This is a genomic window from Streptomyces sp. NBC_00322 (assembly GCF_036147535.1).
Classification (GTDB): Bacteria; Actinomycetota; Actinomycetes; order Streptomycetales; family Streptomycetaceae; genus Streptomyces.
In genome coordinates, this window is the sequence record NZ_CP108019.1 from 4,532,959 (window position 1) to 4,555,259 (window position 22,301).

21 protein-coding genes are annotated in these 22,301 nt (G+C 69.3%); 6 read left to right on the forward strand and 15 right to left on the reverse strand.

Annotation, left to right across the window (positions count from 1 at the left end):
• Window positions 1-24 precede the first annotated feature (24 nt).
• On the forward strand, window positions 25-924 hold the full coding sequence (locus OG905_RS20570; RefSeq protein ID WP_328674392.1) for an LLM class flavin-dependent oxidoreductase: 900 nt from the start codon (window positions 25-27) through the stop codon (window positions 922-924).
• Window positions 925-945: 21 nt separating this feature from the next.
• On the opposite strand, the gene OG905_RS20575 is transcribed toward OG905_RS20570, so the two are convergent.
• The 5 genes from OG905_RS20575 to OG905_RS20595 form a co-directional block, all read right to left on the reverse strand.
• Window positions 946-1,530: an RNA 2'-phosphotransferase gene (locus OG905_RS20575; protein WP_328674393.1), complete on the reverse strand. Its 585-nt coding sequence runs from the start codon at window positions 1,528-1,530 to the stop codon at window positions 946-948.
• Window positions 1,531-1,655: 125 nt separating this feature from the next.
• The gene (locus OG905_RS20580) at window positions 1,656-2,609 is read right to left on the reverse strand and encodes a MerR family transcriptional regulator (RefSeq protein WP_328674394.1); all 954 of its coding nucleotides are present in this window, start codon (window positions 2,607-2,609) and stop codon (window positions 1,656-1,658) included.
• 81 nt (window positions 2,610-2,690) lie between these two features.
• On the reverse strand, window positions 2,691-3,608 hold the full coding sequence (locus OG905_RS20585; protein ID WP_328674395.1) for a metal-dependent hydrolase: 918 nt from the start codon (window positions 3,606-3,608) through the stop codon (window positions 2,691-2,693).
• The gene (locus tag OG905_RS20590) at window positions 3,605-5,374 is read right to left on the reverse strand and encodes an SDR family oxidoreductase (RefSeq protein WP_328674396.1); all 1,770 of its coding nucleotides are present in this window, start codon (window positions 5,372-5,374) and stop codon (window positions 3,605-3,607) included. Before OG905_RS20590 ends, OG905_RS20585 begins: the two co-directional genes overlap by 4 nt.
• A gap of 14 nt (window positions 5,375-5,388) precedes the next feature.
• Complete coding sequence (locus tag OG905_RS20595; RefSeq protein WP_328674397.1) at window positions 5,389-6,231, reverse strand: M24 family metallopeptidase; 843 nt, start codon at window positions 6,229-6,231, stop codon at window positions 5,389-5,391.
• Window positions 6,232-6,496: 265 nt separating this feature from the next.
• On the opposite strand from OG905_RS20595, the gene OG905_RS20600 reads away from it, so the two are divergent.
• From OG905_RS20600 to OG905_RS20615, 4 genes are read left to right on the forward strand one after another with little or no spacing between them, the layout of a single operon-like run.
• On the forward strand, window positions 6,497-7,471 hold the full coding sequence (locus OG905_RS20600) for an ABC transporter ATP-binding protein (RefSeq protein WP_328682495.1): 975 nt from the start codon (window positions 6,497-6,499) through the stop codon (window positions 7,469-7,471).
• The gene (locus tag OG905_RS20605; protein ID WP_328674399.1) at window positions 7,468-8,385 is read left to right on the forward strand and encodes an ABC transporter permease; all 918 of its coding nucleotides are present in this window, start codon (window positions 7,468-7,470) and stop codon (window positions 8,383-8,385) included. Before OG905_RS20600 ends, OG905_RS20605 begins: the two co-directional genes overlap by 4 nt.
• The gene (locus tag OG905_RS20610) at window positions 8,382-9,293 is read left to right on the forward strand and encodes an ABC transporter ATP-binding protein (RefSeq protein ID WP_328674401.1); all 912 of its coding nucleotides are present in this window, start codon (window positions 8,382-8,384) and stop codon (window positions 9,291-9,293) included. The genes OG905_RS20605 and OG905_RS20610 overlap by 4 nt, the downstream gene beginning before the upstream one ends.
• Window positions 9,294-9,310: 17 nt before the next feature.
• Entirely contained in the window at window positions 9,311-10,030 is a 720-nt protein-coding gene (locus OG905_RS20615; protein WP_328674404.1) for an ABC transporter permease subunit, read from the forward strand.
• A 445-nt stretch (window positions 10,031-10,475) separates the two neighbouring features.
• On the opposite strand, the gene OG905_RS20620 is transcribed toward OG905_RS20615, so the two are convergent.
• From OG905_RS20620 to OG905_RS20660, 9 genes are all read right to left on the reverse strand, one after another.
• Window positions 10,476-11,288, reverse strand: a complete 813-nt coding sequence (locus OG905_RS20620) for an HAD family hydrolase (RefSeq protein WP_328674405.1) — start codon at window positions 11,286-11,288, stop codon at window positions 10,476-10,478.
• Complete coding sequence (serS, locus tag OG905_RS20625; protein WP_328674408.1) at window positions 11,285-12,562, reverse strand: serine--tRNA ligase; 1,278 nt, start codon at window positions 12,560-12,562, stop codon at window positions 11,285-11,287. Before serS ends, OG905_RS20620 begins: the two co-directional genes overlap by 4 nt.
• A gap of 569 nt (window positions 12,563-13,131) precedes the next feature.
• Window positions 13,132-14,067, reverse strand: coding sequence for a prephenate dehydratase (gene pheA / locus OG905_RS20630; protein WP_328674410.1), 936 nt, complete (start codon window positions 14,065-14,067; stop codon window positions 13,132-13,134).
• 27 nt (window positions 14,068-14,094) lie between these two features.
• A complete protein-coding gene (gene efeB / locus OG905_RS20635) occupies window positions 14,095-15,357 on the reverse strand; it encodes an iron uptake transporter deferrochelatase/peroxidase subunit (RefSeq protein WP_443043963.1) in 1,263 nt (420 codons plus the stop codon).
• Between the two features lie 7 nt (window positions 15,358-15,364).
• Complete coding sequence (locus tag OG905_RS20640; protein ID WP_328674412.1) at window positions 15,365-17,293, reverse strand: copper resistance CopC/CopD family protein; 1,929 nt, start codon at window positions 17,291-17,293, stop codon at window positions 15,365-15,367.
• Window positions 17,294-17,315: 22 nt separating this feature from the next.
• Window positions 17,316-17,762, reverse strand: coding sequence for a copper chaperone PCu(A)C (locus OG905_RS20645; protein WP_328674413.1), 447 nt, complete (start codon window positions 17,760-17,762; stop codon window positions 17,316-17,318).
• Complete coding sequence (locus OG905_RS20650; RefSeq protein ID WP_328674415.1) at window positions 17,759-18,412, reverse strand: SCO family protein; 654 nt, start codon at window positions 18,410-18,412, stop codon at window positions 17,759-17,761. The genes OG905_RS20645 and OG905_RS20650 overlap by 4 nt, the downstream gene beginning before the upstream one ends.
• 32 nt (window positions 18,413-18,444) lie before the next feature.
• Window positions 18,445-19,182, reverse strand: a complete 738-nt coding sequence (locus tag OG905_RS20655) for a YcnI family copper-binding membrane protein (protein ID WP_328674416.1) — start codon at window positions 19,180-19,182, stop codon at window positions 18,445-18,447.
• 96 nt (window positions 19,183-19,278) lie between these two features.
• Window positions 19,279-20,082 carry a hypothetical protein gene (locus OG905_RS20660; RefSeq protein ID WP_328674417.1) on the reverse strand — a complete coding sequence of 268 codons (804 nt, stop codon included), beginning with the start codon at window positions 20,080-20,082 and terminating at the stop codon, window positions 19,279-19,281.
• Between the two features lie 227 nt (window positions 20,083-20,309).
• On the opposite strand from OG905_RS20660, the gene OG905_RS20665 reads away from it, so the two are divergent.
• Complete coding sequence (locus tag OG905_RS20665) at window positions 20,310-20,771, forward strand: ATP-binding protein (RefSeq protein ID WP_328674419.1); 462 nt, start codon at window positions 20,310-20,312, stop codon at window positions 20,769-20,771.
• Between the two features lie 37 nt (window positions 20,772-20,808).
• Here OG905_RS20665 and OG905_RS20670 read toward each other — a convergent pair whose 3' ends face one another.
• Window positions 20,809-22,266, reverse strand: a complete 1,458-nt coding sequence (locus OG905_RS20670; protein ID WP_328674420.1) for an aminopeptidase P family protein — start codon at window positions 22,264-22,266, stop codon at window positions 20,809-20,811.
• Window positions 22,267-22,301: the final 35 nt, after the last annotated feature.

Consider the following 22,301-nt stretch of genomic DNA (forward strand, 5'->3'; position numbering starts at 1 on the left):
TCCTGGGCCACGTAACCTCGAAGCATGCGTTTGAGTACCGTGATCCTTCCTGTCCGTCCCTGGCACCACGGTGGCCGCGACGAGTGGACCCGCGCCGAGCAGCTCGGTTTCCACACCGCGTACACCTACGACCACCTTTCGTGGCGTACCTTCCGCGACGGCCCCTGGTACGGCGCGGTCCCCACACTGACCGCGGCGGCCGCCGCCACCGAGCGGCTGCGACTGGGCACCCTGGTCACCTCGCCGAACTTCCGGCATCCCGTCACCCTCGCCAAGGAGCTGATCTCGCTCGACGACATCTCCGGCGGCCGGGTCACCCTCGGCATCGGCGCGGGCGGCATGGGCTTCGACGCCACGGTGCTGGGCCAGGAGGCCTGGACGCCTCGCGAACGGGCCGACCGCTTCGGCGAGTTCGTTCCCCTCCTCGACCGGCTGCTGACCGAGGACTCCGTGACGTACGAGGGGACCTTCTACTCGGCGGTGGAGGCCCGCAACATCCCCGGGTGTGTACAGCGGCCGAGGCTGCCCTTCGCGGTCGCCGCCACCGGGCCGCGCGGGCTGAAGCTCGCGGCGAAGCACGGGCAGGCATGGGTGACCACGGGTGACCCGAAGCTCTTCGAGACGGGCACGCCCGAGCAGTCCGTCGAGGCGATCCGCGGGCAGGTCGAGAAGCTCGGAAAGGCGTGCGCCGACATCGGGCGGGACGTGGCCGAGCTGGACAAGATCCTGCTCACCGGCTTCACACCGGAACCGGGCAAGGTGCTGGAGTCCCTCGACGCCTTTGTGGACTTCGCGGGCAGGCACTTCGAGCTCGGCTTCACGGAGATCGTGATCCACGCACCGATCCCGGACTCGGACTTCGCCGCCGACCAGGCGGTCTTCGAGCAGATCGCGACCGAGGGCCTCGCCCAGCTGCGCCGCTGAGTGCGCCGCTTCCCCGCCGGCTTATGCGCCGGGGAAGCGCAGAAACTCCGGCGGTACGGTGTCGGCCAGCCAGACGCCGTTGGCGCTGACGCGGAAGAGGTGGCCCGCCCGGTGCATCGCTCCGGCGTCCACGGACAGGACGACGGGGCGGCCGCGGCGGGCGCCCACGCGGGTCGCGGTCTCGCGGTCGGGCGAGAGATGGACGTGGTGGCGCTTCATGGGGCGCAGGCCTTCGGCGCGGATCGCGTCCAGGCTGCGGGCGACGGTGCCGTGGTAGAGATACGCGGGCGGCTCGGCCGTGGGAAGGTCCAGGTCGACCTCGACCGTGTGGCCCTGGTTGGCGCGGATGCGCGTGCCGTCGATCGTGAAGCGCTTCTTGTCGTTGACGGCGACGACATGATCGAGCTCGGCGCGAGTGAACCGGAAGCCGTGCGCTGCCGCGGCGCGCATCAGCTCCTCGATCGCCACCCAGCCGTTCTCGTCGAGGGTGATGCCGATCCGTTCCGGCTGGTGCCGCAGATGCTTCGAGAGGTACTTCGACACCTTGACGGTGCGTCTTTCGTCGGTCGCGTCGGTCGTGTCTGACTCGTCGGGTCTTTCGTTCATCCCGTCAGCGTGCCTCGCGTCGCGTCCCGGTGCCACCGAAAAAAGTCGCTCTACAGGTTTGATCCACAGCCAACTGTAGTTATCCACAAGGGAATTGGCGCTTCTGTGGACAACGGCGCCCTGTTTCAAGCCTCTTGACCAAATTGCTTGGAAATATTGGCTTTTGAGGCAAGAGCGTCCAATGTCCGGGCCTGCACCTCCCGTTCGGTCGCCGCCGCGATGAACGCCGCCGCGTGCTCCTGCCCAACCAGGCCGTGCACCGCCCGCATTGTCTCCGGCGGCAAGACCACCGAACGCGGCTCACTGTCCGTTGGCGGTGGCCCCTCCGCACCCAGATGGTGCTGAAGATGGCGAGTGGCGAACGTCTGCATGGCCCGGGCCAGTTCGGCGTCCACCGTCTGCTGCGCGAGCGGCCGCAGCCGCCGCACCATCGACGCCGCTTCGGCCGCATCGGCCTCGGTCGGCGGACGATGGCCCAGATAGCGGGCGAAGACATGCTCGGTGGTGAACTCCAGGAAACGGGAGGCGATGTGCTCGACCTGTCCGCGAAGTTCCCGCAGATGACGGGAGATCGCCGACAGCGGTACGCCCGCCGCGTGCAACTCCGCTGCCACTGCCAGCTCTTGAGGGCTTGGTACGAGGAATTGGTCGTCCCGTCCCGGGATCCGCTCCAGCACCCCGAGCTCGACCGCTTCCGCCACGGCCTCCTCGTCCGGCTTCCCGCCGAATTTCTCGTCCAGCTCGGTACGGGTGATCCTGGCTGCCTCCTCGTCGGTCCACGGTCCCTGTACCTCCGCGACCAGACCCAGTACCCCACCCAGCCCCCGCCCGGCGTCCCAGGCCTCGAGCAGTTCCTTGATCGAGGCCAGGGTGTAGCCGCGGTCGAGCAGGTCGGCGATCTGCCGCAGCCGGGCGAGGTGCGACGAGCCGTACACATTGGCCCGGCCGCGGCGCTCCGGCTTCGGCAGCAGTCCGCGGTCCTGGTAGGCGCGGATCGTACGGACGGTGGCGCCGCTGTGGTGCGCCAGATCCTCGATCCGGTACTCGGCCGCTGACTGGGCCACTGACTGCTCGGACAAGCCCGCCCCCTTGAGGACAGATCGAAATGACAGATCGAATGACAGGTCGATGAGAGCCGATGAGCGGCCGAAGAGAGCCGTCTATGACATGGCGGCCCGCCCCACCGCCCCCGCCGCCGCGCGGGCCGCGGGCGAGGTCGCGAGATATTCGACGGCCTTGCGCAGCGAGCCCTCCTGCGAGGGATGGTACGACCGCCGGAAGTAGCGGGGTATGGCCGTGCCCAACTCCCGCCAGGTGGGCAGCAGCCCCTTGGCCACCGCGCGGTTGTGCTCGCGCAGGGAGTAGCGCATCCGCCCGGCGAGCTGGGGATCGTGGCGGATCAGATAGGCCGTGCCCCATGCCCACAACCAGAGCAGCATGGGCGCGGTGACGACCATGCCCTCGACACGGCGGGCATAGCGCGGCAGCCCCTCGCCCCCGCAGTGCTGGTACATGTCGAAGGCGACGGCCCGGTGCTCGACCTCCTCCGCGCCGTGCCAGCGCAGCAGATCCAGCATGATCGTGTCGGCGTCCGCCCGGTCCAGCCCTTCGGCGTGCAGCACCCAGTCGCCGAGGACCGCCGTGAACTGCTCGATCGCGGCGATGATCGCCAACCGGAAGCGCAGCCATTCCTGGGTCGGTATCGGCGCCCCGAACGGCGGCTTCTCGCCGAGGAGTTTCTCGAAGAGGAAGTCGACGTACTTGGTGAAACCCTCGGTGTCGAGCCGCTGGGCGGCGAGGTGGTTCAGTACATACGCGTGCTGGACGCTGTGCGTGGCCTCCTGGCCCATGAAGCCCTTGACGTCCTTCATCAGCACCGGATCACGGACCAGTGGCAGGGCCTCCTTGAAGACCTTGACGAACCACCGCTCCCCGGCCGGCAGCAGCAGGTGCAGCACATTGATGACGTGCGTGGCCGTGGGCTCGTCCGGTATCCAGTGCAGCGGGGTCTCGTCCCAGTCGAACGAGACCCGGCGCGGCTTGATGGGGTGGTGGCCGACGTGCTCCTCGGCGCTCATAGCGGCGGCTCCAATCGGGCGATCGCCCGCAGTGTCCTGGGCGTGAAGCGGGACATGAAGTGGGCGCCGCGTGCCTCGGGCGTCACCGGCACCACCGCCTGGTTCTTCACGACGGCCCGCAAAATCGCGTCGGCGACCTTCTCCGGCGGGTAGTTGCGCAGGCCGTACAGCCGGGCGGACTTCTTCTGGCGGCGCTTCTCCTCGGCCTCGTCGACCCCTGCGAAGCGCGCCGTGGAAGTGATGTTGGTGTTGACGAAGCCCGGGCAGATCGCCGAGACCCCGATCCCCCCTCCTGCCAGCTCGGCCCGCAGGCACTCGCTGAGCATCAGCACCGCCGCCTTGGACGTGCTGTAGGCGGGCAGCGCCTTCGAGGGCTGATAGGCCGCAGCCGAGGCGGTGTTGACGATATGGCCGCCCTGTCCGCGCTCGGCCATCTGCCTGCCGAAGAGCCGGCAGCCGTGGATGACACCCCACAGGTTGACGTCGAGGACCTTCTTCCAGTCCTCGGGGCTGGTCTGGAGGAAGGAACCGGAAAGGCCGATCCCGGCGTTGTTGACCAGGACGTCCACCACGCCGTACTCGCCGGCGACCTTCTCGGCCAGCTGTTCCATCGCCTGCTCGTCGCTCACGTCGACCGTCTCGCCCCAGGCCTCCGGTGCGCCTATCAGCCGTGACATCTCCGCGGTCCTGGCCGCCCCCTCCGCGTCCCGGTCCACGGCGACGATCCGCGCCCCTGCCTCGGCAAAGGCGAAGGCCGTGGCCCGCCCGATGCCGCTGGCAGCGCCCGTCACCAGGACGAGCTGCCCCCCGAACCGCTCGGCATACGGTCCACGGGCCACGCTCTCCCGCCCTGCCACCCCCGCCGCACTGTCCTCGTTGGCGGTGACGAACTCGCTGATCCAGGCCGACAGCCGGTCCGGCCGGCTGCGCGGCACCCAGTGCTTGGCCGACAGGGAGCGGCGCGTCAACTGAGGTGCCCACTCGCCGAGTTCGTCGAAGAGCCGCTCGGACAGGAATATGTCGCCGGTCGGCGTGATCAGCTGGACGGGCACATGCGCGTACGCGTCGGTGCGTGGGCGGCGCAGTCTGGCCCGGACGTTGTCACGGTAGAGCCAGGCGCCGCGGGCTGCGTCCTGCGGCAGCGAGGGGGTGGGGTAGTCGGCCGACGGCACCCTCTCCAGCCGCTGAAGGATCTTCGGCCACTGCTTGCCGAGAGGCCCGCGCCAGGCGAGCTCCGGAAGCACGGGCGTGTGCAGCATGTATACGTACCAGGACTTGGCACCCTGGCCGAGAAGCTGGCCGACCCTGCGGGGTGTGGGCCGGCTCATCCGCTTCTTGATCCAGTGCCCGAAGTGGTCGAGCGAGGGACCGGACATCGAGGTGAAGGAAGCGATGCGGCCCTCGGTGCGCTTGACCGTGACGAATTCCCACGACTGCACCGAACCCCAGTCGTGGCCCACCAGATGCACCGGCTTGTCCGGGCTCACCGCGTCCGCGACAGCCAGAAAGTCGTCCGTCAGCTTCTCCAGCGTGAAGCCGCCGCGCAGCGGGACCGGCGCGGTCGAGCGGCCGTGCCCCCGGACGTCGTACAACACCACATGGAAGCGGTCCGCCAGCCGCCGCGCCACAGCCGACCAGACCTCCTTGCTGTCCGGATAGCCGTGCACGAGCAGCACGGTCGGCTGCGTCGCGTCGCCCAGTTCGGCGACGCACAGCTCGACACCGCCCGTACGGACCCAGCGCTCCCGCGCACCTTCCAGACCCATGCCGGCTCCCCCGCTCACGCGTCCTCCGCCCAGCGCCGCACATGCGGCAGATCATCGTCCAGCCAGAACGCGCTCTGTTCGGGGTCCTTGGAGTCGGTGACCACCAGGATCTCCTCGAACTTCGCGCCCGTACCCCTGAATCCGAGGTGCGGCTCGACCGCCCACAGCCCCGGCCGAGGCGGGTGGTCGGAGAACTTGTACGGGCTCCACAGCGGCGACCAGCCGTCCCGGTGACCGTGCAGGGCGTCGCTCGCCAGTCCCTTCAGCGACTGGGTGCCGAAGCCGAAGAGCTGCGGCGACCAGCGCCGCTCCTTCACCCGGTCGATCTTGTGGGCGATGACGCCGAAGGGATAGGCACGGTGCCGGTTGGCATAGCCCTGGCGGACCATGAGCCGGTCCACGTCCTCATAGATCTCGCGCATCGAGCGCCGCTCCCGCACCTCGCGCAGCATCAGCTCGCGATGCGCCCGAAGGTCGGCCAGCAGCTTGTTGTGCAGAGGGCTCGGGCCGAGGCAGCCCGAATAGCCGATGTCCGCGGTGAAGCCCTTGTAGACGGGGGCCATGTCGAGGATGAAGGGCATGCCCGCTTCGAGGACGCGGTTGGTCGGGAAAAACTGCAGCGGTATACGGAAGTTGACGAAGGCCGTGCGATCCCCGAACCAGGCGAAGGGGAGATGGAACCAGTCGCGCACCCCCCGCTCCCGCAGCCACTCGCGCTGCATCCGCGCCGCCCCGCGCTCCGTCACGCCGGGCTTGAGCTGGGCGGCCACTGCCTCCGCGCATTCGTACGCGAGACGCTGCACCTCCCTGAACCCCCGCAGTTCCGCGGTCAGTTCGCTTGCCACTGCTGAGGTCATGCCACCCTGCCCTCCCCGTGCGGTACTTGCCTCGCAACTTGACACTGATGAATGTGACAATGCCCGGCGGCTACGTCAAGGCCCGTGCGTCAGCCTGTGGAAAACCCGGAGGCCAAGGGTCACGGAGTTGTCCACATCGAGGAGCAGGGAGCCCTGCACTCAGGTAGCAGCCCCCTACGGGTCCGTACCTCTGGAGTCGGACACGGATCCAGCCGCGCAGGCTGACGCTCGATGTGTCGTGGGCCACTACCTTCGAAATGTGACTGTGATCGCGACCGAAAGCCTGAGCAAGCGGTTCCCCCGGGTGACCGCGCTTGACCGGCTCTCCTTGGACATCGGACCCGGTGTGACCGGTCTGGTGGGCGCCAACGGAGCCGGCAAGTCCACGTTGATCAAGATCCTGCTGGGTCTGTCCCCTGCCACGGAGGGCCGGGCCGCCGTGCTCGGCCTCGACGTCGCCACGAGCGGCGCCGCCATCCGGGAACAGGTGGGGTACATGCCCGAGCACGACTGCCTGCCGCCCGATGTGTCGGCCACCGAGTTCGTCGTCCACATGGCGCGCATGTCCGGGCTGCCGCCTACGGCCGCCCGCGAGCGCACCGCCGACACGCTGCGCCATGTCGGCCTGTACGAGGAGCGGTACCGCCCCATCGGCGGCTATTCGACCGGCATGAAACAGCGCGTCAAGCTCGCGCAGGCCCTCGTCCACGACCCGAAGCTGGTCCTCCTGGACGAGCCGACCAACGGGCTCGACCCGGTCGGCCGCGACGAGATGCTGAACCTGATCCGCCGCGTCCACACCGACTTCGGCATCTCGGTCCTGGTCACCTCGCACCTCCTCGGCGAACTCGAACGCACCTGTGACCATGTCGTCGTCATCGACGGCGGCTCGCTGCTGCGCTCCAGTTCGACCAGTGACTTCACCCAGATCACCACGACCCTCGCGGTCGAGGTCACCGACACGGACACCCATCCCGACGGCACCGCGGTGCTCCGCGAGGCGCTCGCCGCCGCCGGAATCACGCTCCACGCGCGCGTGGAGGAAGGTCTGCCCGGAGCCGGCCACATCCTGCTCCTCGAGGCGACGGGCGAGGAGACGTACGACGTCGTGCGCGACACCGTCGCCGGGCTCGGCCTCGGTCTCGTACGGATGGAACAGCGCCGCCACCACATCGCTGAGGTCTTCCGCCCCGAAGGTCCCCAGACAGCGGCCCAGCCCATGGAGGTGCAGGCGCGATGAGCACGGAGCTCACCGGGGTCCCGGGCAGCGGGGTCCAGAACGAGACCACCCGGATCCACAACATCGGATACCGCAACTACGAAGGCCCGCGGCTCGGCCGGGCGTACGCCCGCCGCTCGCTCTACTCGCAGTCGCTGCGCGGCGCGTACGGACTGGGCCGCTCGGCCAAGTCCAAGGTCCTGCCGATGATCCTCTTCGCGGTGATGTGCCTGCCTGCGGCGATCATCGTCGCGGTCGCCGTCGCCACGAAGCTCAAGGACCTGCCGCTGGACTACACCCGCTACGCGATCGTCACCCAGGCGGTCATCGGGCTGTTCCTCGCCGCGCAGGCCCCGCAGTCCGTCTCGCGCGATCTGCGCTTCAAGACGGTTCCGCTGTACTTCTCGCGTCCCATCGAGCGCATCGACTACGTACTCGCCAAATACGGAGCCATGGCCTCGGCGCTGTTCGTGCTCACCGCGGCGCCTCTGGTCGTCCTCTATATCGGTTCGCTGCTCGCCAAGATGGACTTCGCGGACCAGACGAAGGGCTTCGCGCAGGGCATGGTCTCCGTCGCGCTCCTGTCCGTACTCTTCGGCGGCATCGGCCTGGTGATGGCCGCGCTCACCCCGCGCCGGGGCTTCGGCGTCGCCGCCGTCATCGCGACGATGACCATCACCTACGGCGCGGTCTCCACCGTCCAGGCGATCGCCTGGGAGACCGGATCGCCCGGAGTGATCAAGTGGCTCGGCCTCTTCTCGCCGGTCACGCTCATCGACGGCGTACAGACCGCCTTCCTCGGCGCCACCTCGGCCTTCCCGGGCGAGGCGGGCCCCGGTGCGGGCCCGGGCATGGTCTATCTGCTCGTCGTCCTCGCGCTCGTCGCCGGCTCGTACGCCGTACTGATGCGCCGCTACCGAAAGGTCGGGCTGTGACCACCATCAACATCGAGCACACCTCGCGGTGGTTCGGAAATGTCGTGGCCGTCAACGACGTCACCATGGCCGTCGGCCCCGGCGTCACCGGACTGCTCGGTCCCAACGGCGCCGGAAAGTCCACCATCATCAACATGATGGGTGGTTTCCTGGCCCCTTCGACGGGAAGCGTCACGCTCGACGGTCAGGCGATCTGGCGCAACGAGTCCGTCTACCGGCAGATCGGCGTCGTACCGGAGCGGGAAGCCATGTACGACTTCCTCACCGGCCGCGAATTCGTCGTCGCCAACGCCGAGTTGCACAATCTCGGCAAGAAGGCCGCCCAGAAGGCGCTCGCCACGGTCGAGATGGAGTACGCGCAGGACCGCAAGATCGCCACGTACAGCAAGGGCATGCGGCAGCGCGTGAAGATGGCATCCGCCCTTGTGCACGAGCCGTCCGTGCTGCTGCTCGACGAGCCCTTCAACGGTATGGACCCGCGCCAGCGCATGCAGCTGATGGACCTGCTGCGGCGGATGGGCGCGGAAGGCCGCACCGTGCTGTTCTCCTCGCACATCCTGGAGGAGGTCGAGCAACTCGCCTCGCACATCGAGGTGATCGTGGCAGGACGGCATGCCGCATCCGGCGACTTCCGCAAGATCCGCCGGCTGATGACGGACCGGCCGCACCGCTATCTCGTACGGTCCAGCGACGACCGGGCGCTTGCCGCGGCCCTGATCGCCGACTCGTCGACGGCCGGCATCGAGGTCGACCTGGCCGAGGGCGCGCTGCGCATCCAGGCCGTCGACTTCGGCCGGTTCACCGAGCTGTTGCCGCGGGTCGCCCGCGAGCACTCGATCCGGCTGCTGACGGTCTCGCCCTCGGACGAGTCCCTCGAATCGGTCTTCTCCTACCTCGTAGCGGCCTGAAAGGAGCTGTGACGTCCATGTACAACCCCACAGTCGCCCGGCTCACCTATCGGGCCGTACTCGGCAGGCGCCGCGCGGCGATCCTGTTCGTACTGCCCGGTCTGCTGCTGCTCATCGCGGCGGCGGTCCGGAGCTTCAACGGCCTGGACGACCAGGTCGCAGCCGACCTCCTCGGCGGATTCGCCATCGCCACGATGGTGCCGCTGATCGGAGTGATCGCGGGCACCGGCGCGATCGGGCCCGAGATCGACGACGGGTCGATCGTCTATCTGCTCGCCAAGCCGGTGAAGCGCCCGACGATCATCGTCACGAAGCTGATCGTGGCCATCGCGATCACCATGGCCTTCTCCGCGATTCCCACACTGATCGCCGGATTCATCCTCAACGGCAACGGCCAGCAGGTCGCCATCGCCTACACGGTCGCGGCGCTGGTCGCCTCGATCGCGTACAGCGCGCTGTTCCTTCTCCTCGGAACGGTCAGCCGCCATGCGGTCGTCATCGGACTCGTCTACGCGCTGGTGTGGGAGACGCTGTTCGGCAGCCTCGTGCCGGGGGCGCGCACGCTGAGCGTGCAGCAGTGGTCGCTCTCACTCGCCGAGAAGATCGGCGGGGAGGGGCTGATCGGCTCGGACGTGGGGCTGCCGCTCGCCGTGACGCTGCTGGCGGGGGTCACGGTGGTGGCGACCTGGTACGCCGGTCAGAAGCTGAGGGTGCTGAAGCTCGCCGGCGAGGAGTGATCCGGAAGGCCCTCTGACAGCCGGGCAGTTCGTCCTCGGCCCCCGTCCTCAGGGCGGGGGCCGACGCGTACCGGCAGGGCGCCGGAAAATCAGTGGCAGCGAACCGTCCACCGGGGCACAGTAGTTGAGCCGGGCGCACGCCAGTGCGACCGACGCCACCGACCGGGAGAGGAGCGCGGCGATGACCGAGAGTACGAGTGCGAGTCCGTCGAGCTCCCAACAGGGCAGCGCCGGGCAGGCAGCGGAGTAGCCACCGACGACTCCGCGAGGCCGCCCGCAGGCAGCTGCCCGGGGGCGGCCGCTTCGAGCGCGCATCTGCGCGGGCCGCCCCCTCCCGGCGGATTGGCCGGTGCTCCCAGCCCTGCGGCACGAATCCCCACAACGGGCCGTCAGTCAGCAGGACTTCAGCACGACCCGTTGTGAACCCACGCCCCCAACAGGGCCGTCAGTCCAGCAACCGCTCCAGTACCACCGCGATGCCGTCGTGTTCGTTCGACGCCGTGATCTCGTGCGCCACGGCCTTCAGCTCTTCATGCGCATTGGCCATCGCCACACCGTGCGCCGCCCACCCGAACATCGGGATGTCGTTCGGCATGTCGCCGAACGCGATCGTGTCCGCGGCCCGCAGCCCAAGGCGCCTCGCCGCCAGCGACAGCCCCGTCGCCTTGCTCAGCCCCAGCGGCAGCATCTCCACGATGCCCGCGCCCGCCATCACCACGTCCACCAGGCTGCCGACCGTCGCCCTGGCCACCCTCGCCAGCGCGTCGTCGTCCAGCTCCGGATGCTGGATGTACACCTTGTTCAGTGGGGCCGACCACAGCTCGGCCGGGTCCTCGTACGCCACCACCGGCAGCGGGCCTTCGTGCACCCGGTACCCGGGTCCGACCAGCACTTCGCCGTCGAGCCCGTCGCGGCTCGCAGCCAGCGCCAGCGGGCCGACCTCCGCCTCGATCTTGGAGAGCGCGAGAGAGGCCAGCTGCCGGTCCAGCGTCAGGGACGTCAGCAGCCGGTGCTCGCCCGCGTGGTAGACCTGCGCGCCCTGGCCGCAGACGGCGAGGCCCTCGTAGCCCAGGTCGTCCAGGATGTGCCGGGTCCAGGGCACGGCACGTCCGGTGACGATGATGTGCGCGGCGCCCGCCGCGGCGCCCGCCGCGGTGGCCGCGGCGAGCGCGTCGCGCGTGCGCTGCGAGACCGTGCCGTCGTCACGCAGCAGCGTGCCGTCGAGATCGGTCGCTATCAGGCGGTACGGCAAGCTCACTTGGAGACCGGCTCAAGCACTTCACGGCCGCCGAGATACGGCCGGAGCACCTCGGGCACCCGCACCGAACCGTCCGCCAGCTGGTGGTTCTCCAGGATCGCCACGATCGTGCGCGGTACGGCGCACAGCGTGCCGTTCAGCGTCGCCAGCGGCTGCACCTTCTTGCCGTCGCGCATCCGGACCGACAGGCGGCGCGCCTGGAAGCCGTCGCAGTTGGAGGCGGAGGTGAGCTCGCGGTACTTGCCCTGCGTCGGGATCCACGCCTCGCAGTCGTACTTGCGCGAGGCGGACGCGCCCAGGTCGCCGGTGGCCACATCGATCACCTGGAACGGCAGCTCCAGGCCGGTCAGCCACTGCTTCTCCCAGTCGAGGAGCCGCTTGTGCTCGGCCTCCGCGTCCTCGGGAGCGACGTACGAGAACATCTCGACCTTGTCGAACTGGTGCACCCGGAAGATGCCGCGGGTGTCCTTGCCGTACGTCCCGGCCTCGCGGCGGAAGCACGGCGAGAAGCCGGCGTAGCGCAGCGGCAGCTTGTCCGCGTCGAGGATCTCGTCCATGTGGTACGCCGCGAGCGGGACCTCGGAGGTGCCGACCAGGTAGTAGTCGTCCTTCTCCAGGTGGTAGACGTTCTCGGCGGCCTGGCCGAGGAAGCCGGTGCCCTCCATGGCACGCGGCCGGACCAGCGCGGGCGTCAGCATCGGGATGAACCCGGCCTCCGACGCCTGCGCGATCGCGGCGTTGACGAGCGCGAGCTCGAGCAGCGCGCCGACGCCCGTCAGGTAGTAGAAGCGCGATCCCGACACCTTGGCGCCGCGCTCGACGTCGATGGCGCCGAGCGCCTCGCCGAGCTCCAGGTGGTCCTTGGGCTCGAAGCCCTCGGCGCCGAAGTCGCGGATCGTGCCGTGCGTCTCGAGGACGACGAAGTCCTCCTCGCCGCCGACCGGGACGTCCTCGTGGACGATGTTCCCGAGCAGGAGCAGCAGCCGCCTGGCCTCTTCGTCGGCCTCGTCCTGGGCCGCGTCGGCAGCCTTGACGTCGGCCTTCAGCTGCTCGGCCCTCTTCAGCAGCTCGGCGCGCTCTTCGGGAGTGGCCTTGGGGATGAGCTTGCCGAGCTGCTTCTGCTCGGAACGCAGCTCGTCGAAGCGGAGGCCGGACGACCTGCGCCGCTCATCGGCCTGGAGCAGGGCGTCGACGAGCTCGACGTCCTCTCCACGGGCGCGCTGGGAGGCGCGAACACGGTCGGGGTCCTCACGGAGCAGGCGAAGGTCAATCACCCCACCAGGCTACCGGTGCCGACTCGCTCAACCTCACTCGATATTGCCTTGCGTGTCACTATGTCCGAATTGCCGGAATTCAGAAAGCGGCCGCCAATTTACCGGGCAAGCGTCAATAGGCGCTGGATCACTCGCCGAAAAGGGGCATCCGGCCGTTGTCTGAATTGACCGGCTTCCCTTGCGGGGGTGGGACCTGGGCTCCCCTTGTCCACAGGGATACGGGCTGTCGCACGGTTATCCACAGGCTGTGTGCGGGATCTGTGGACCACGGAAATGATCATTTCCAATGTCGAGCGTGGGCCGGAGGATTCCCCCTCCAAACCCACCTCACACGCTCATTCGGGTGGGAATTCCTCGCCCCAAAGAGTTGATCAATGGAATTGAGGTGACACAAGGCACCGTGCCTACCTGTGGACGGAAGTGGGCGACTGGACCGATTTGTCGACCATGTCGTGTTGTGTTGTCGACTTGTCCCCAGGTCGAGAAGCGCACCTGTGGATAACTTCTGTGGATAACGAAAATCTGCAGGTAGGACCGGTTCAGAAGCCCGACCCGGAGCCGGAGGTGGCTCAGGCCCGGCCGTCCTGGCAGCGCGCCAGCCAGTCGGCCGCCGCTGTGAACTCCGCGTCCGACGTCCCCGCCCGCAGCGCCCGTACGTCCCCGACCGCCACACCCGCCCGCGGATACGAACCGAGGAACCGCACATTCGGACAGATCCGCTTCAGCCCCATCAGTGCCTCGCCCACCCGGCGGTCCGAAATATGGCCCTCGGCGTCCACGGCGAAGCAGTAGTTCCCGATCCCCGCACCCGTCGGCCGGGACTGGATCAGCATCAGGTTGACCCCGCGCACCGCGAACTCCTGCAGCAGTTCGAGCAGCGCACCCGGGTGGTCGTCGCCCAGCCAGATGACCACCGACGTCTTGTCCGCGCCGGTCGGCGCCGCGGGCCTGGCCGGACGGCCCACGAGCACGAAGCGGGTCTCCGCGTTCTCGGCGTCATGGATCTCGGTGACCAGCGGCTCAAGGCCGTATGTCACCGCCGCGAACTCGCCCGCGAAGGCCGCGTCGTAGCGCCCCTCCTGCACCAGCCGCGCGCCGTCCGCGTTCGACGCGGCCGACTCCCACAGGGCATCCGGAAGATTGGCCCGCAGCCAGTTGCGCACCTGCGGCTGGGCGACCGGATGGCCGGTCACCGTCTTCACCTCGGACAGCTTGGTGCCCGGGCGTGCCAGCAGCGCGAAGGCGATGGGCAGCAGCACCTCGCGGTAGATCATCAGCGGTTCGCCGGAGGCGAGCTCGTCGAGGGTCGCGGTGACGCCGCCCTCGACGGAGTTCTCGATCGGTACGAGGGCGGCCGCGGCGTCCCCGTTGCGTACGGCATCGAGCGCGGCGGGCACGGACACCATCGGGACGAGCTCCCGCGTGGCGGCTTCCGGGAGCGTGCGCAGGGCGGCCTCGGTGAAGGTGCCCTCGGGGCCGAGATAGGTGTAGCGCGTGGCCGACATACCGTCACCCTAATGGGCCCGGAGTCCTTACGACTCCAGGAGCCGCTGTCCCACGTACTCGCCCTCCTTCGGCCCGCCCGGCACCGCGAACAGCCCGCTCGCCTCGTGCCGGATGAACGCCGACAGGGCATCGCCCCGGTCGAGCTTGCGCTGCACGGGAACGAAGCCGCGCAGCGGATCGGCCTGCCAGCAGACGAAGAGCAGCCCGGCGTCCGGCGTCCCGTCGGCGCCGATCCCGTCGTGGAAGGAGAACGGCCGCCGCAGCATCGCCGCGCCGCCGTTCTGCTCGGGCGCGGAGATCCGGGCATGGGCGTTGTCCGGGATGACCAACGTGCCGTCCGGGCCGGTCTTGTCGAGCGCGAGCTCGGTCGTCTCACTGCCGCCGCTGAGCGGAGCGCCGTCGGACTTGCGACGGCCGATGACCTGCTCCTGCTTCGTGAGCGGAAGCTGCTCCCAGTCGTCGAGCAGCATCCGGATCCGGCGTACGACGGCGTACGAGCCGCCGGCCATCCACGAGTACTTCGTCCCCGACGTCCCCGACGACTCTGACGGCACGAAGATCCGCTTGTCGAAGTCGGGCTCGGACGGCTTCGGATTGCGAGTGCCGTCGATCTGGCCCATCAGATTGCGGGCGGTCATCGGCTTCCCGGTGGCCCCCGGCGAACGATTGAAGCCGTTCATCTGCCAGCGCACCCGGGCCGCGTCCCCCGCCGCCTTCTGGATCGCGCGCAGCGCGTGGAAGGCGACCAGCGCGTCGTCCGCGCCGATCTGCACCCACAGATCGCCGTCCGACCGCTTCTTGTCCAGCTGGTCGGAGGAGAACGCGGGCAGCGGATCCAGCTGCGGCGGGCGCTGCGCCACCAGCCCCGTACGGTCGAAGAAGGTGCGGCCGAAGCCGAACGTGACCGTCAGCGAGGACGGCCCGGCGTCCAGCGCGACGCCCGTGTCGCCTTCGCCCGCCGCCCGGCCCGCCATCAGCTCGTTCGCGAGCGCGGACCAGCGGCGCAGCAGCGCGGCGGCTTCCTTGCGGCCCGCACCGGGCACCAGGTCGAAGGCGATCAGATGGCCGCGAGCCTGGAGGGGCGTGGTGATACCCGCCTGATGGGTGCCGTGGAAGGGGATGCCGGTCGAGCCGAGCGTCGTCAGCGCGGTCGGGACCTCGCCGGAGGCCGCGGCATGCGCGGCGGCGCCGCCCGCGGCCCCCAGCACAAGACCGGTGGCGCCGGCCGCACCCACGGTGCCGAGCAGCCGCCGTCTGGAGATGTCGTTGTCGCGCACAGGGTCACTCACGGGTGGGTCAGCCGATCTTGATGTTCTTGTCGGTGGTCGTCTGGTCGATGTCGGAGGTCCGCACGGTCACCTGGACCTGCCAGTCGCCCGGCATCGGGATCTGGACGGCGTCCGCGCTCCAGTGTCCCGTGGCGATGCGGTCGGGCGTGATCGGCAGCGGGCCGATCTGCTTGGCCTTGAGGGTGAAGGAGACCTTCACCTCGGGCACGTCCATCGGCTTCAGGGTCGGGCTGTAGATCCAGACGTGCATCACGTTGGCGCCGGAGGTGGCCGGGTCGAGGCTGAGCCGGACGGTGCCCTTGCCGTTCCTGCCGCCGGTGTCGAAGGGCAGCCTGATCTCGGTGGGGCCGTTCGGCACGGCCGCGGCGGCCTGCGAGCCCGAGGCGTTGGCGGCCTCTTCTTCCGTACGTCCCGGTTCGGTGGACGTCAGGATGGTGGTCACGGCCAGCAGGACCACCGCGATGCCCGCCTCCGCCAGTGCGGAACGGCGCAGTCCGGAACGCACCGGGTCGGCGTCCCTGGCCGTGTCCCGGGCCTTCTTCTTCTGGGCCGTTGCCACCGCGGCCTTCTGCCTGGCGAGTTGGGCGGCGCGCTCGGGGTCCGCGGCATCCTCGGCAACCGGGTCCGCCTCCTCGTCGGCCTCCTCCTCGTCGGCCTCCTTGCCCTTCTCCGTCACCTCCGCCGTCTCCGCGAGCCGCGCCGTCCACCGACGCGAGATCCACGCGACGCTCACCAGGACGACGACCAGCCCCACCTTGATCAGCAGCAACTGCCCGTACCACGTCCCGGTCAGCGCCGACCAGGAGCCGACCTGCCGCCAGGACTGGTAGATCCCGGTCGCCGCGAGCACGGCCACGCTGCCGAACGCCACCTTGGAGAACCGCCGTACCGCAGCCCGCTCGATCGACGGCGCACGGTAGAGCGCGGTCAGCAGCGCCGCGAGCCCGCCGAGCCAGGTGGCCACGGCCAGCAGATGCAGTACATCCACGGGCATCGCAAGACCCGGCTGAATGCCCGTCGACGCATGCTCCGAGAGCGCCCACGTCGCCGCGATCCCCGCCGCGACGACCGCGCCGCCGACGGCGAGACCGAAGGTCAGATCCTTCCTCTCGCCCTCGTCCTCCCGCTTCGCGTACGCCCCGAAGAGCACGGCGATGAACAACGCGGCCGCCCCCAGCAGCATCAGCCGGGAGCTGAGCGCGGCGCCGGTCTTGGTCTGAAGGACGTCCTGCAGCCCGCCGAGGTCGAAGGCGTCCGCCAGTTTCCCGGAGCCTGTGTACGGGGTGCGCAGCAGCAGCGTCGCGAGAGTGGCCGCGGTGAGCGTCACCCACCCCCGTACGACGAGGCGTTGCAGCGGCCGTACGGAAGCACCCCGCTGCCAGCAGGCGAGCACAAAGGCAGCGCCGCCTGTCAGCAGCACGAAGCCCGCGTACGAGGCGTAGCGCGCGATGTCGTAGAGGACGCCGACCACTCCGCCGCCGGCCTTCTGGTCGGGGACAACGGCGGTGGTCTTGGAGGGCGCTCCGATGGAGAAGGTGAAGGCACCGGAGACGGGATGGCTGTCGGCCGAGACGGCCTGCCAGGCCACGGTGTAGGTGCCGTCGGGCAGTCCGGGCAGCAGATCGACGCCGTAGGTGACCTTGCCGCCGGTGCCGAGGTCGCGGACGGCGGCCTTGTCGGCGCGTTTGCCGCTGGGTTCGAGGACCCGGATCGAGTCCTTCCCCATGGCCACCTGCTCGGAGAAGGTGAGCGTGACGTCCTTGGGGGCGGTGGCGACCACCGCCCCGTCCTTCGGGTTGCTCCCGGTCAGCGCGGCATGCGCCGACGCGGGGCTCGCACCGGCCAGGAGCGCGCTGAAGAGCGTGCCGACGAGCACGATTGCGGCGAGCAGCAGCCGGAGGGGGGACGGGCCGAAGCGCGGGGCGGTGGCTGTCATGGATTGATCAGTCCCTCGGTGCTCAGTGCTTCTTCGGGTTGTACGTGGGCTCCTTGACGGGAAGTTCGACCGTGATCGGGTCGGACTCCTCGAAGCGCAGCTCCACGGTGACCTTCTCGCCCTGCTTCGGCTGCTGCTTGAGCTTCATGAACATGATGTGGTTTCCACCGCGTTCGAGATCGAGCTCGCCGTCCGCCGGGACGTCGAAGGCCTTCACCTCCTGCATCGCCTGGTTCTTCGACTCGTGGATCGTGATGTCGTCGGAGATGTCGCTGGTGACGGTGGTGAGCTTGTCCGCCCCGCCGCCGCTGTTGTGCACCGTCAGAAAACCGGCTGCCATGTCGCCGACGGGCTGTGGCATGAACCCGCCGCTGACCTTCAACTCCGGTTTGCCGTCGGACGAGCAGCCCGCCAGCGCCAGCCCCGCGGTCAGGGCTATGACGGCAGCGAGGGACGTACGCCGGTTCACGGGTTCTCCCCGCGGATGATCTTCGGGAGGTCCTTGGCGTAGTCGTCCGCCGTGGTGTCCTCGCCGTAGAGCACATAGCCCTTGTCGGTCTTCGGGGAGAAGGCGATGACCTGAGCGCCGTGCATGGAGACGACCGTGCCGTCCTTCTCCTTCTTCGGCGGGTCGATGCCGATGCCGATCTGGCGTGCGCCGGCCTGGATGGTCGGGAAGTCGCCGGTGAGCCCGGTGAAGGACGGGTCTCCGGCGCTCGGCAGCCACTTGGCCAGCTCGGCCGGGGTGTCGCGCTCCGGATCGGTGGTGACGAACACGACCTGGAGCTTGTCCTGGTCGGCCTTGGGGAGCTGCTTCCTGGCGATGGCGATGTTGCTCATCGTCAGCGGGCACACGTCGGGGCAGTGCGTGTAGCCGAAGTAGATCAGTGTCGGCTTGCCCTTGGTCTGCTCACGCAGGTCGTACTTCTTGCCGTGGGTGTCCGTGAGGACGAGGTTCGGCTTGGTGAACGGCTGGTCGAGCACGGTCGCGGGCCGGTTGGCCCCGGCCGAGACATCGGCGACGGGGCTCTTGGCGGAGTCGTCGCCGCCCGAGCAGGCGGAGAGGCTGAGCGCCGCGGCCACGACGAGCGTGGCCGCGAGCACGGTCTTCTTGCGCATGGAGAAATATCCCAAGTGTGGTGTGCGGACCGTCAGGAGGAGCGACGGCGGCCGGCCAGGACACCGAAGGCCACACCCGCGATGCCGGCCAGGATGCCGACGATCGCCAGGATGCGGGCCGTCGTGTCGCTGCTGTCGGCGGACGCGGTCTCGGACTTCGTGTCCTCGTCGTGCCCGGCGTTCTTACCGTCCTTCGCGGACGCGTCCTTCGCGCTGCCGCCGTGGTGGTCCTCCGTCGCGGCCGACAGCTTCAGGACGGGCGCGGGGGACTCGGGCTCCGGGGCGCCCTCCTTCGGCTCCTCGATCCAGCGCACGACCTCCTTGTTGTCGTACGTCTGGAGTGCCTTGAACACCAACTGGTCGGTGTCCTCGGGCAGTCGGCCGAGGGAGACGGGGAACTGCTGGAACTCGCCCGGAGCGATCTTTCCGCCGTCCGCGGTCCACGTGATCTTGGAAGGGGCCTCGGTGATCTGCTTGCCGTGCACCTCAAGAGGCTTGGCCAGCTTGGCCTTGGTGACCACGGCCTTCCAGCCGGGGACGGGCTGCGGCATCGCGGAGGCCATCGGGTGGTCGGCCGGGAGGCTGACTTCGAGCTTCACGGTCGAGGCGTTGTCGCGCTCGTTGGGGACCTTGAAGTTGACCGTCGCGTAACCGCCCTTGGCGGCCTCGCCCTGCGGCTGCACGCTGACGTGCGCGAAGGCGGTGCCCGAGAGGAGCAGCACGGAGGAAGCGGCGATTCCGGTCGCGACAGCGATACGGGAAACGTTCATGGCTGAGGACACTCCACAGTTCAGAAGAGGTGAGTGTGTGCTGCGCACCTACGGATGCGCGGGCACCACGGCACCACTCCCGTCGAGTGGGCCGCGTCAGGCTGCCAGAGCGAGGCGGGCCGGAGGCCCGCGCCTGATCACCGTGTGCTGGAGTGCCTCACCGGCGAAGAGCACGGGAGGGGCGGACGAGGTCCGGGCAGTGTGCGGATCCACCGCGGGCGCCAATGCCAGACCGGAATGCAGCGCCCGTACGAGACAGACCGCTGCGCGCAGCGAACGCAGCCGGCCCGCCTCGGCCACCTCATGGGCCGAGTCAGCCGACAAGCGGATCAGCCGCACCAGCGCCAGATCCCCGCGCCGCAGCAGCCAGCCGGTCGCGAGCGCGGCCAGCAGATGCCCCAGCAGCATGGGGAGGGAGGGCAGCAGCTCCGGCGAAGCGACGGCGGTCTGCGCCATGTGCTCGTGGCCGAGGTGTCCGCCGGGTCCGCCCTGTCCGGGCGGGGCGATGCCGGAGGTGGTGACGATCCGCCGGGCGTCCGCGGGGCTGATCGAGGCGGCGCCCGCCCCGCACATCAGCTTCGCGGCCATCCTGATCAGTGCGTCGTCCGCCGTGGGGGCGAGGCGCAGCTGATGCTGTCCGAGCCCGAACAGGGCGTGCAGGGAAAGCTGTCCGGCGGTGAGCGCGGCGGCGATGGACGGCAGCGAGCGCACCCGTCCCGCGAACGGCGCGACCAGCGCGAACATCCCGACGAAGCCTGCCGTGAGCGTCCACCAGGGAATCGCGGCGCAGGCTGCCAGCGCATGTCCCGTCGCGGACAGCACAACGCAGACCGCGGTGAACACCGCGGCCCTCAGCAGCCGGGGACCGGCTCCGGCGCGCGCAACGGAAATGGACGACATGGCCGGGTCATCATCGCACTGTGCCCGGAGCGCCCATACAGCAGGTCCGGAAGATCCCTTTTCTGACGCGTATCGCCGCGTACACGGATCCAAGCACCGCCGCATACACCGCCGACCGAATCGTGCGCATCCGCCGAATGAGCGCAATCACATCAACTGTGTGCTTACGCACGGTGTCTTACGGCAATACGTATCGGTATGTCGAGCCGCAGCCAGGAGGCCGGAGCATGAGCATCTGGTGGTCACTCCACTTGCGGCGCGATGCCGCGAGCGTCCCGCTCGCCCGCCGCCTGTTGCTCGGCACGATGGAGACCGCGGGAGTCGATCCCGACATCTCCTACGATCTGTCGGTCGCCCTCAGCGAGGCATGCGCGAACGCAGTGGAACACGGCGGCGGTCAGGGGGCCGGCGAAGCCTCGGCGGCGTATCGCGTGACCGCGTATCTGGACGGCGAGAAGTGCCGTATCGAAGTGGCCGATTCGGGGCCCGGCTTTCCCGTCCGGCGCGGCGGGCAGTGCGCGCATGCCGCGCAACCACCGCCCCCGACCGCCGAGAGCGGCCGCGGTCTCTGTCTCATCGAGCAGCTCGCCGACCATGTTCATGTCCGCAACCGGCCCGGCCGGGGTGCGGTGGTCAGCTTCGACAAGATCCTCAAATGGCGGGAGGGCGCGCTGCTCAAGGTCTCGTGAGCAGCGCGCCCTCCTGGAGGGATGTCCGGCGTACGGGTCAGCCCTTGAGCGAGGCCATCCAGGCCTCGACCTCGTCGGCCTGCCGCGGCAGCGCCGCCGACAGATTGCGGTTGCCGTCCTCGGTCACCAGGATGTCGTCCTCGATCCGGACGCCGATGCCGCGGTACTCCTGTGGCACGCTCAGGTCGTCCGCCTGGAAGTAGAGCCCGGGCTCCACGGTCAGACACATGCCCGGCTCCAGGGTCCCGTCGACATAGGCCTCGGTGCGCGCGGCGGCGCAGTCGTGGACGTCCATGCCGAGCATGTGGCCGGTGCCGTGCAGAGTCCAGCGGCGCTGCAGACCCAGCTCCAGCACACGCTCCACCGGACCCTCGATCAGACCCCACTCGACGAGCTTCTCGGCGAGCACCCGCTGCGAGGCGTCGTGGAAGTCGCGGAACTTGGCACCCGGCTTCACGGCCGCGATGCCCGCCTCCTGGGACTCGTACACCGCGTCGTAGATCTTGCGCTGCAGCTCGTCGAAGCGGCCGTTGATCGGCAGTGTGCGCGTGATGTCCGCGGTGTAGAGGGTGTGGGTCTCCACGCCGGCGTCCAGCAGCAGCAGCTCGCCGGAGCGGACCGGTCCGTCGTTGCGCACCCAGTGCAGGGTGGTCGCGTGCGGCCCCGCGGCGCAGATCGAGCCGTATCCGATGTCGTTGCCCTCGACGCGGGCGCGCAGGAAGAAGGTGCCCTCGATGTAGCGCTCGCTGGTCGCCTCGGCCTTGTCCAGGACCCTGACGACGTCCTCGAAGCCGCGCGCGGTGGAGTCGCACGCCTTCTGGAGCTCGCCGATCTCGAACTCGTCCTTCACGGCACGCGTCTCGGAGAGGTAGACGCGCAGTTCCTCGTCGCGCTCCGCGGTGACCTTGTCGGTCAGCGCCGCCTCGATACCGGCGTCGTGGCCACGCACGGCGCGGACCGGGCCGCTCGCCTCGCGCAGCTTCTCCGGCAGCTCGCGCACGTCCTTGGCCGGGATGCCCAGCAGCTGCTCGGCCTCGGCCAGGGAGTGGCGGCGGCCGACCCACAGCTCGCCCTGGCCCGACAGCCAGAACTCGCCGTTCTCACGGTTGGAGCGCGGCAGCAGGTAGATGGTGGCCTTGTGCGCGCCGTTCTTGGGCTCCAGAACGAGGACGCCGTCCTCGGTCAGGTCGCCGGTGAGGTAGGCGTACTCGGTGGAGGCGCGGAAGGCGTACTCGGTGTCATTGGAGCGGGTCTTCAGATTGCCGGCCGGGATCACCAGGCGCTCGCCGGGAAAACGCGCCGACAGTGCGGCACGGCGGGCGGCGGTCTGCGAGGCCTGCGCGATGGGCTCCAGGTCGCGCAGCTCGGTGTCGGCCCAGCCCGTCGTCATGCTCTCGGCGAGCTCGTCGGACACGCCCGGGTACAGGCCGTTCTTACGCTGCTTGATCGGCTGCTCTTCTTCTTCCGGGGTCTCCGGGGGGAGCTCCTCGGCCACGTCTGCCTCCTGGGCCTGTCGGCCTTTCCTGATAC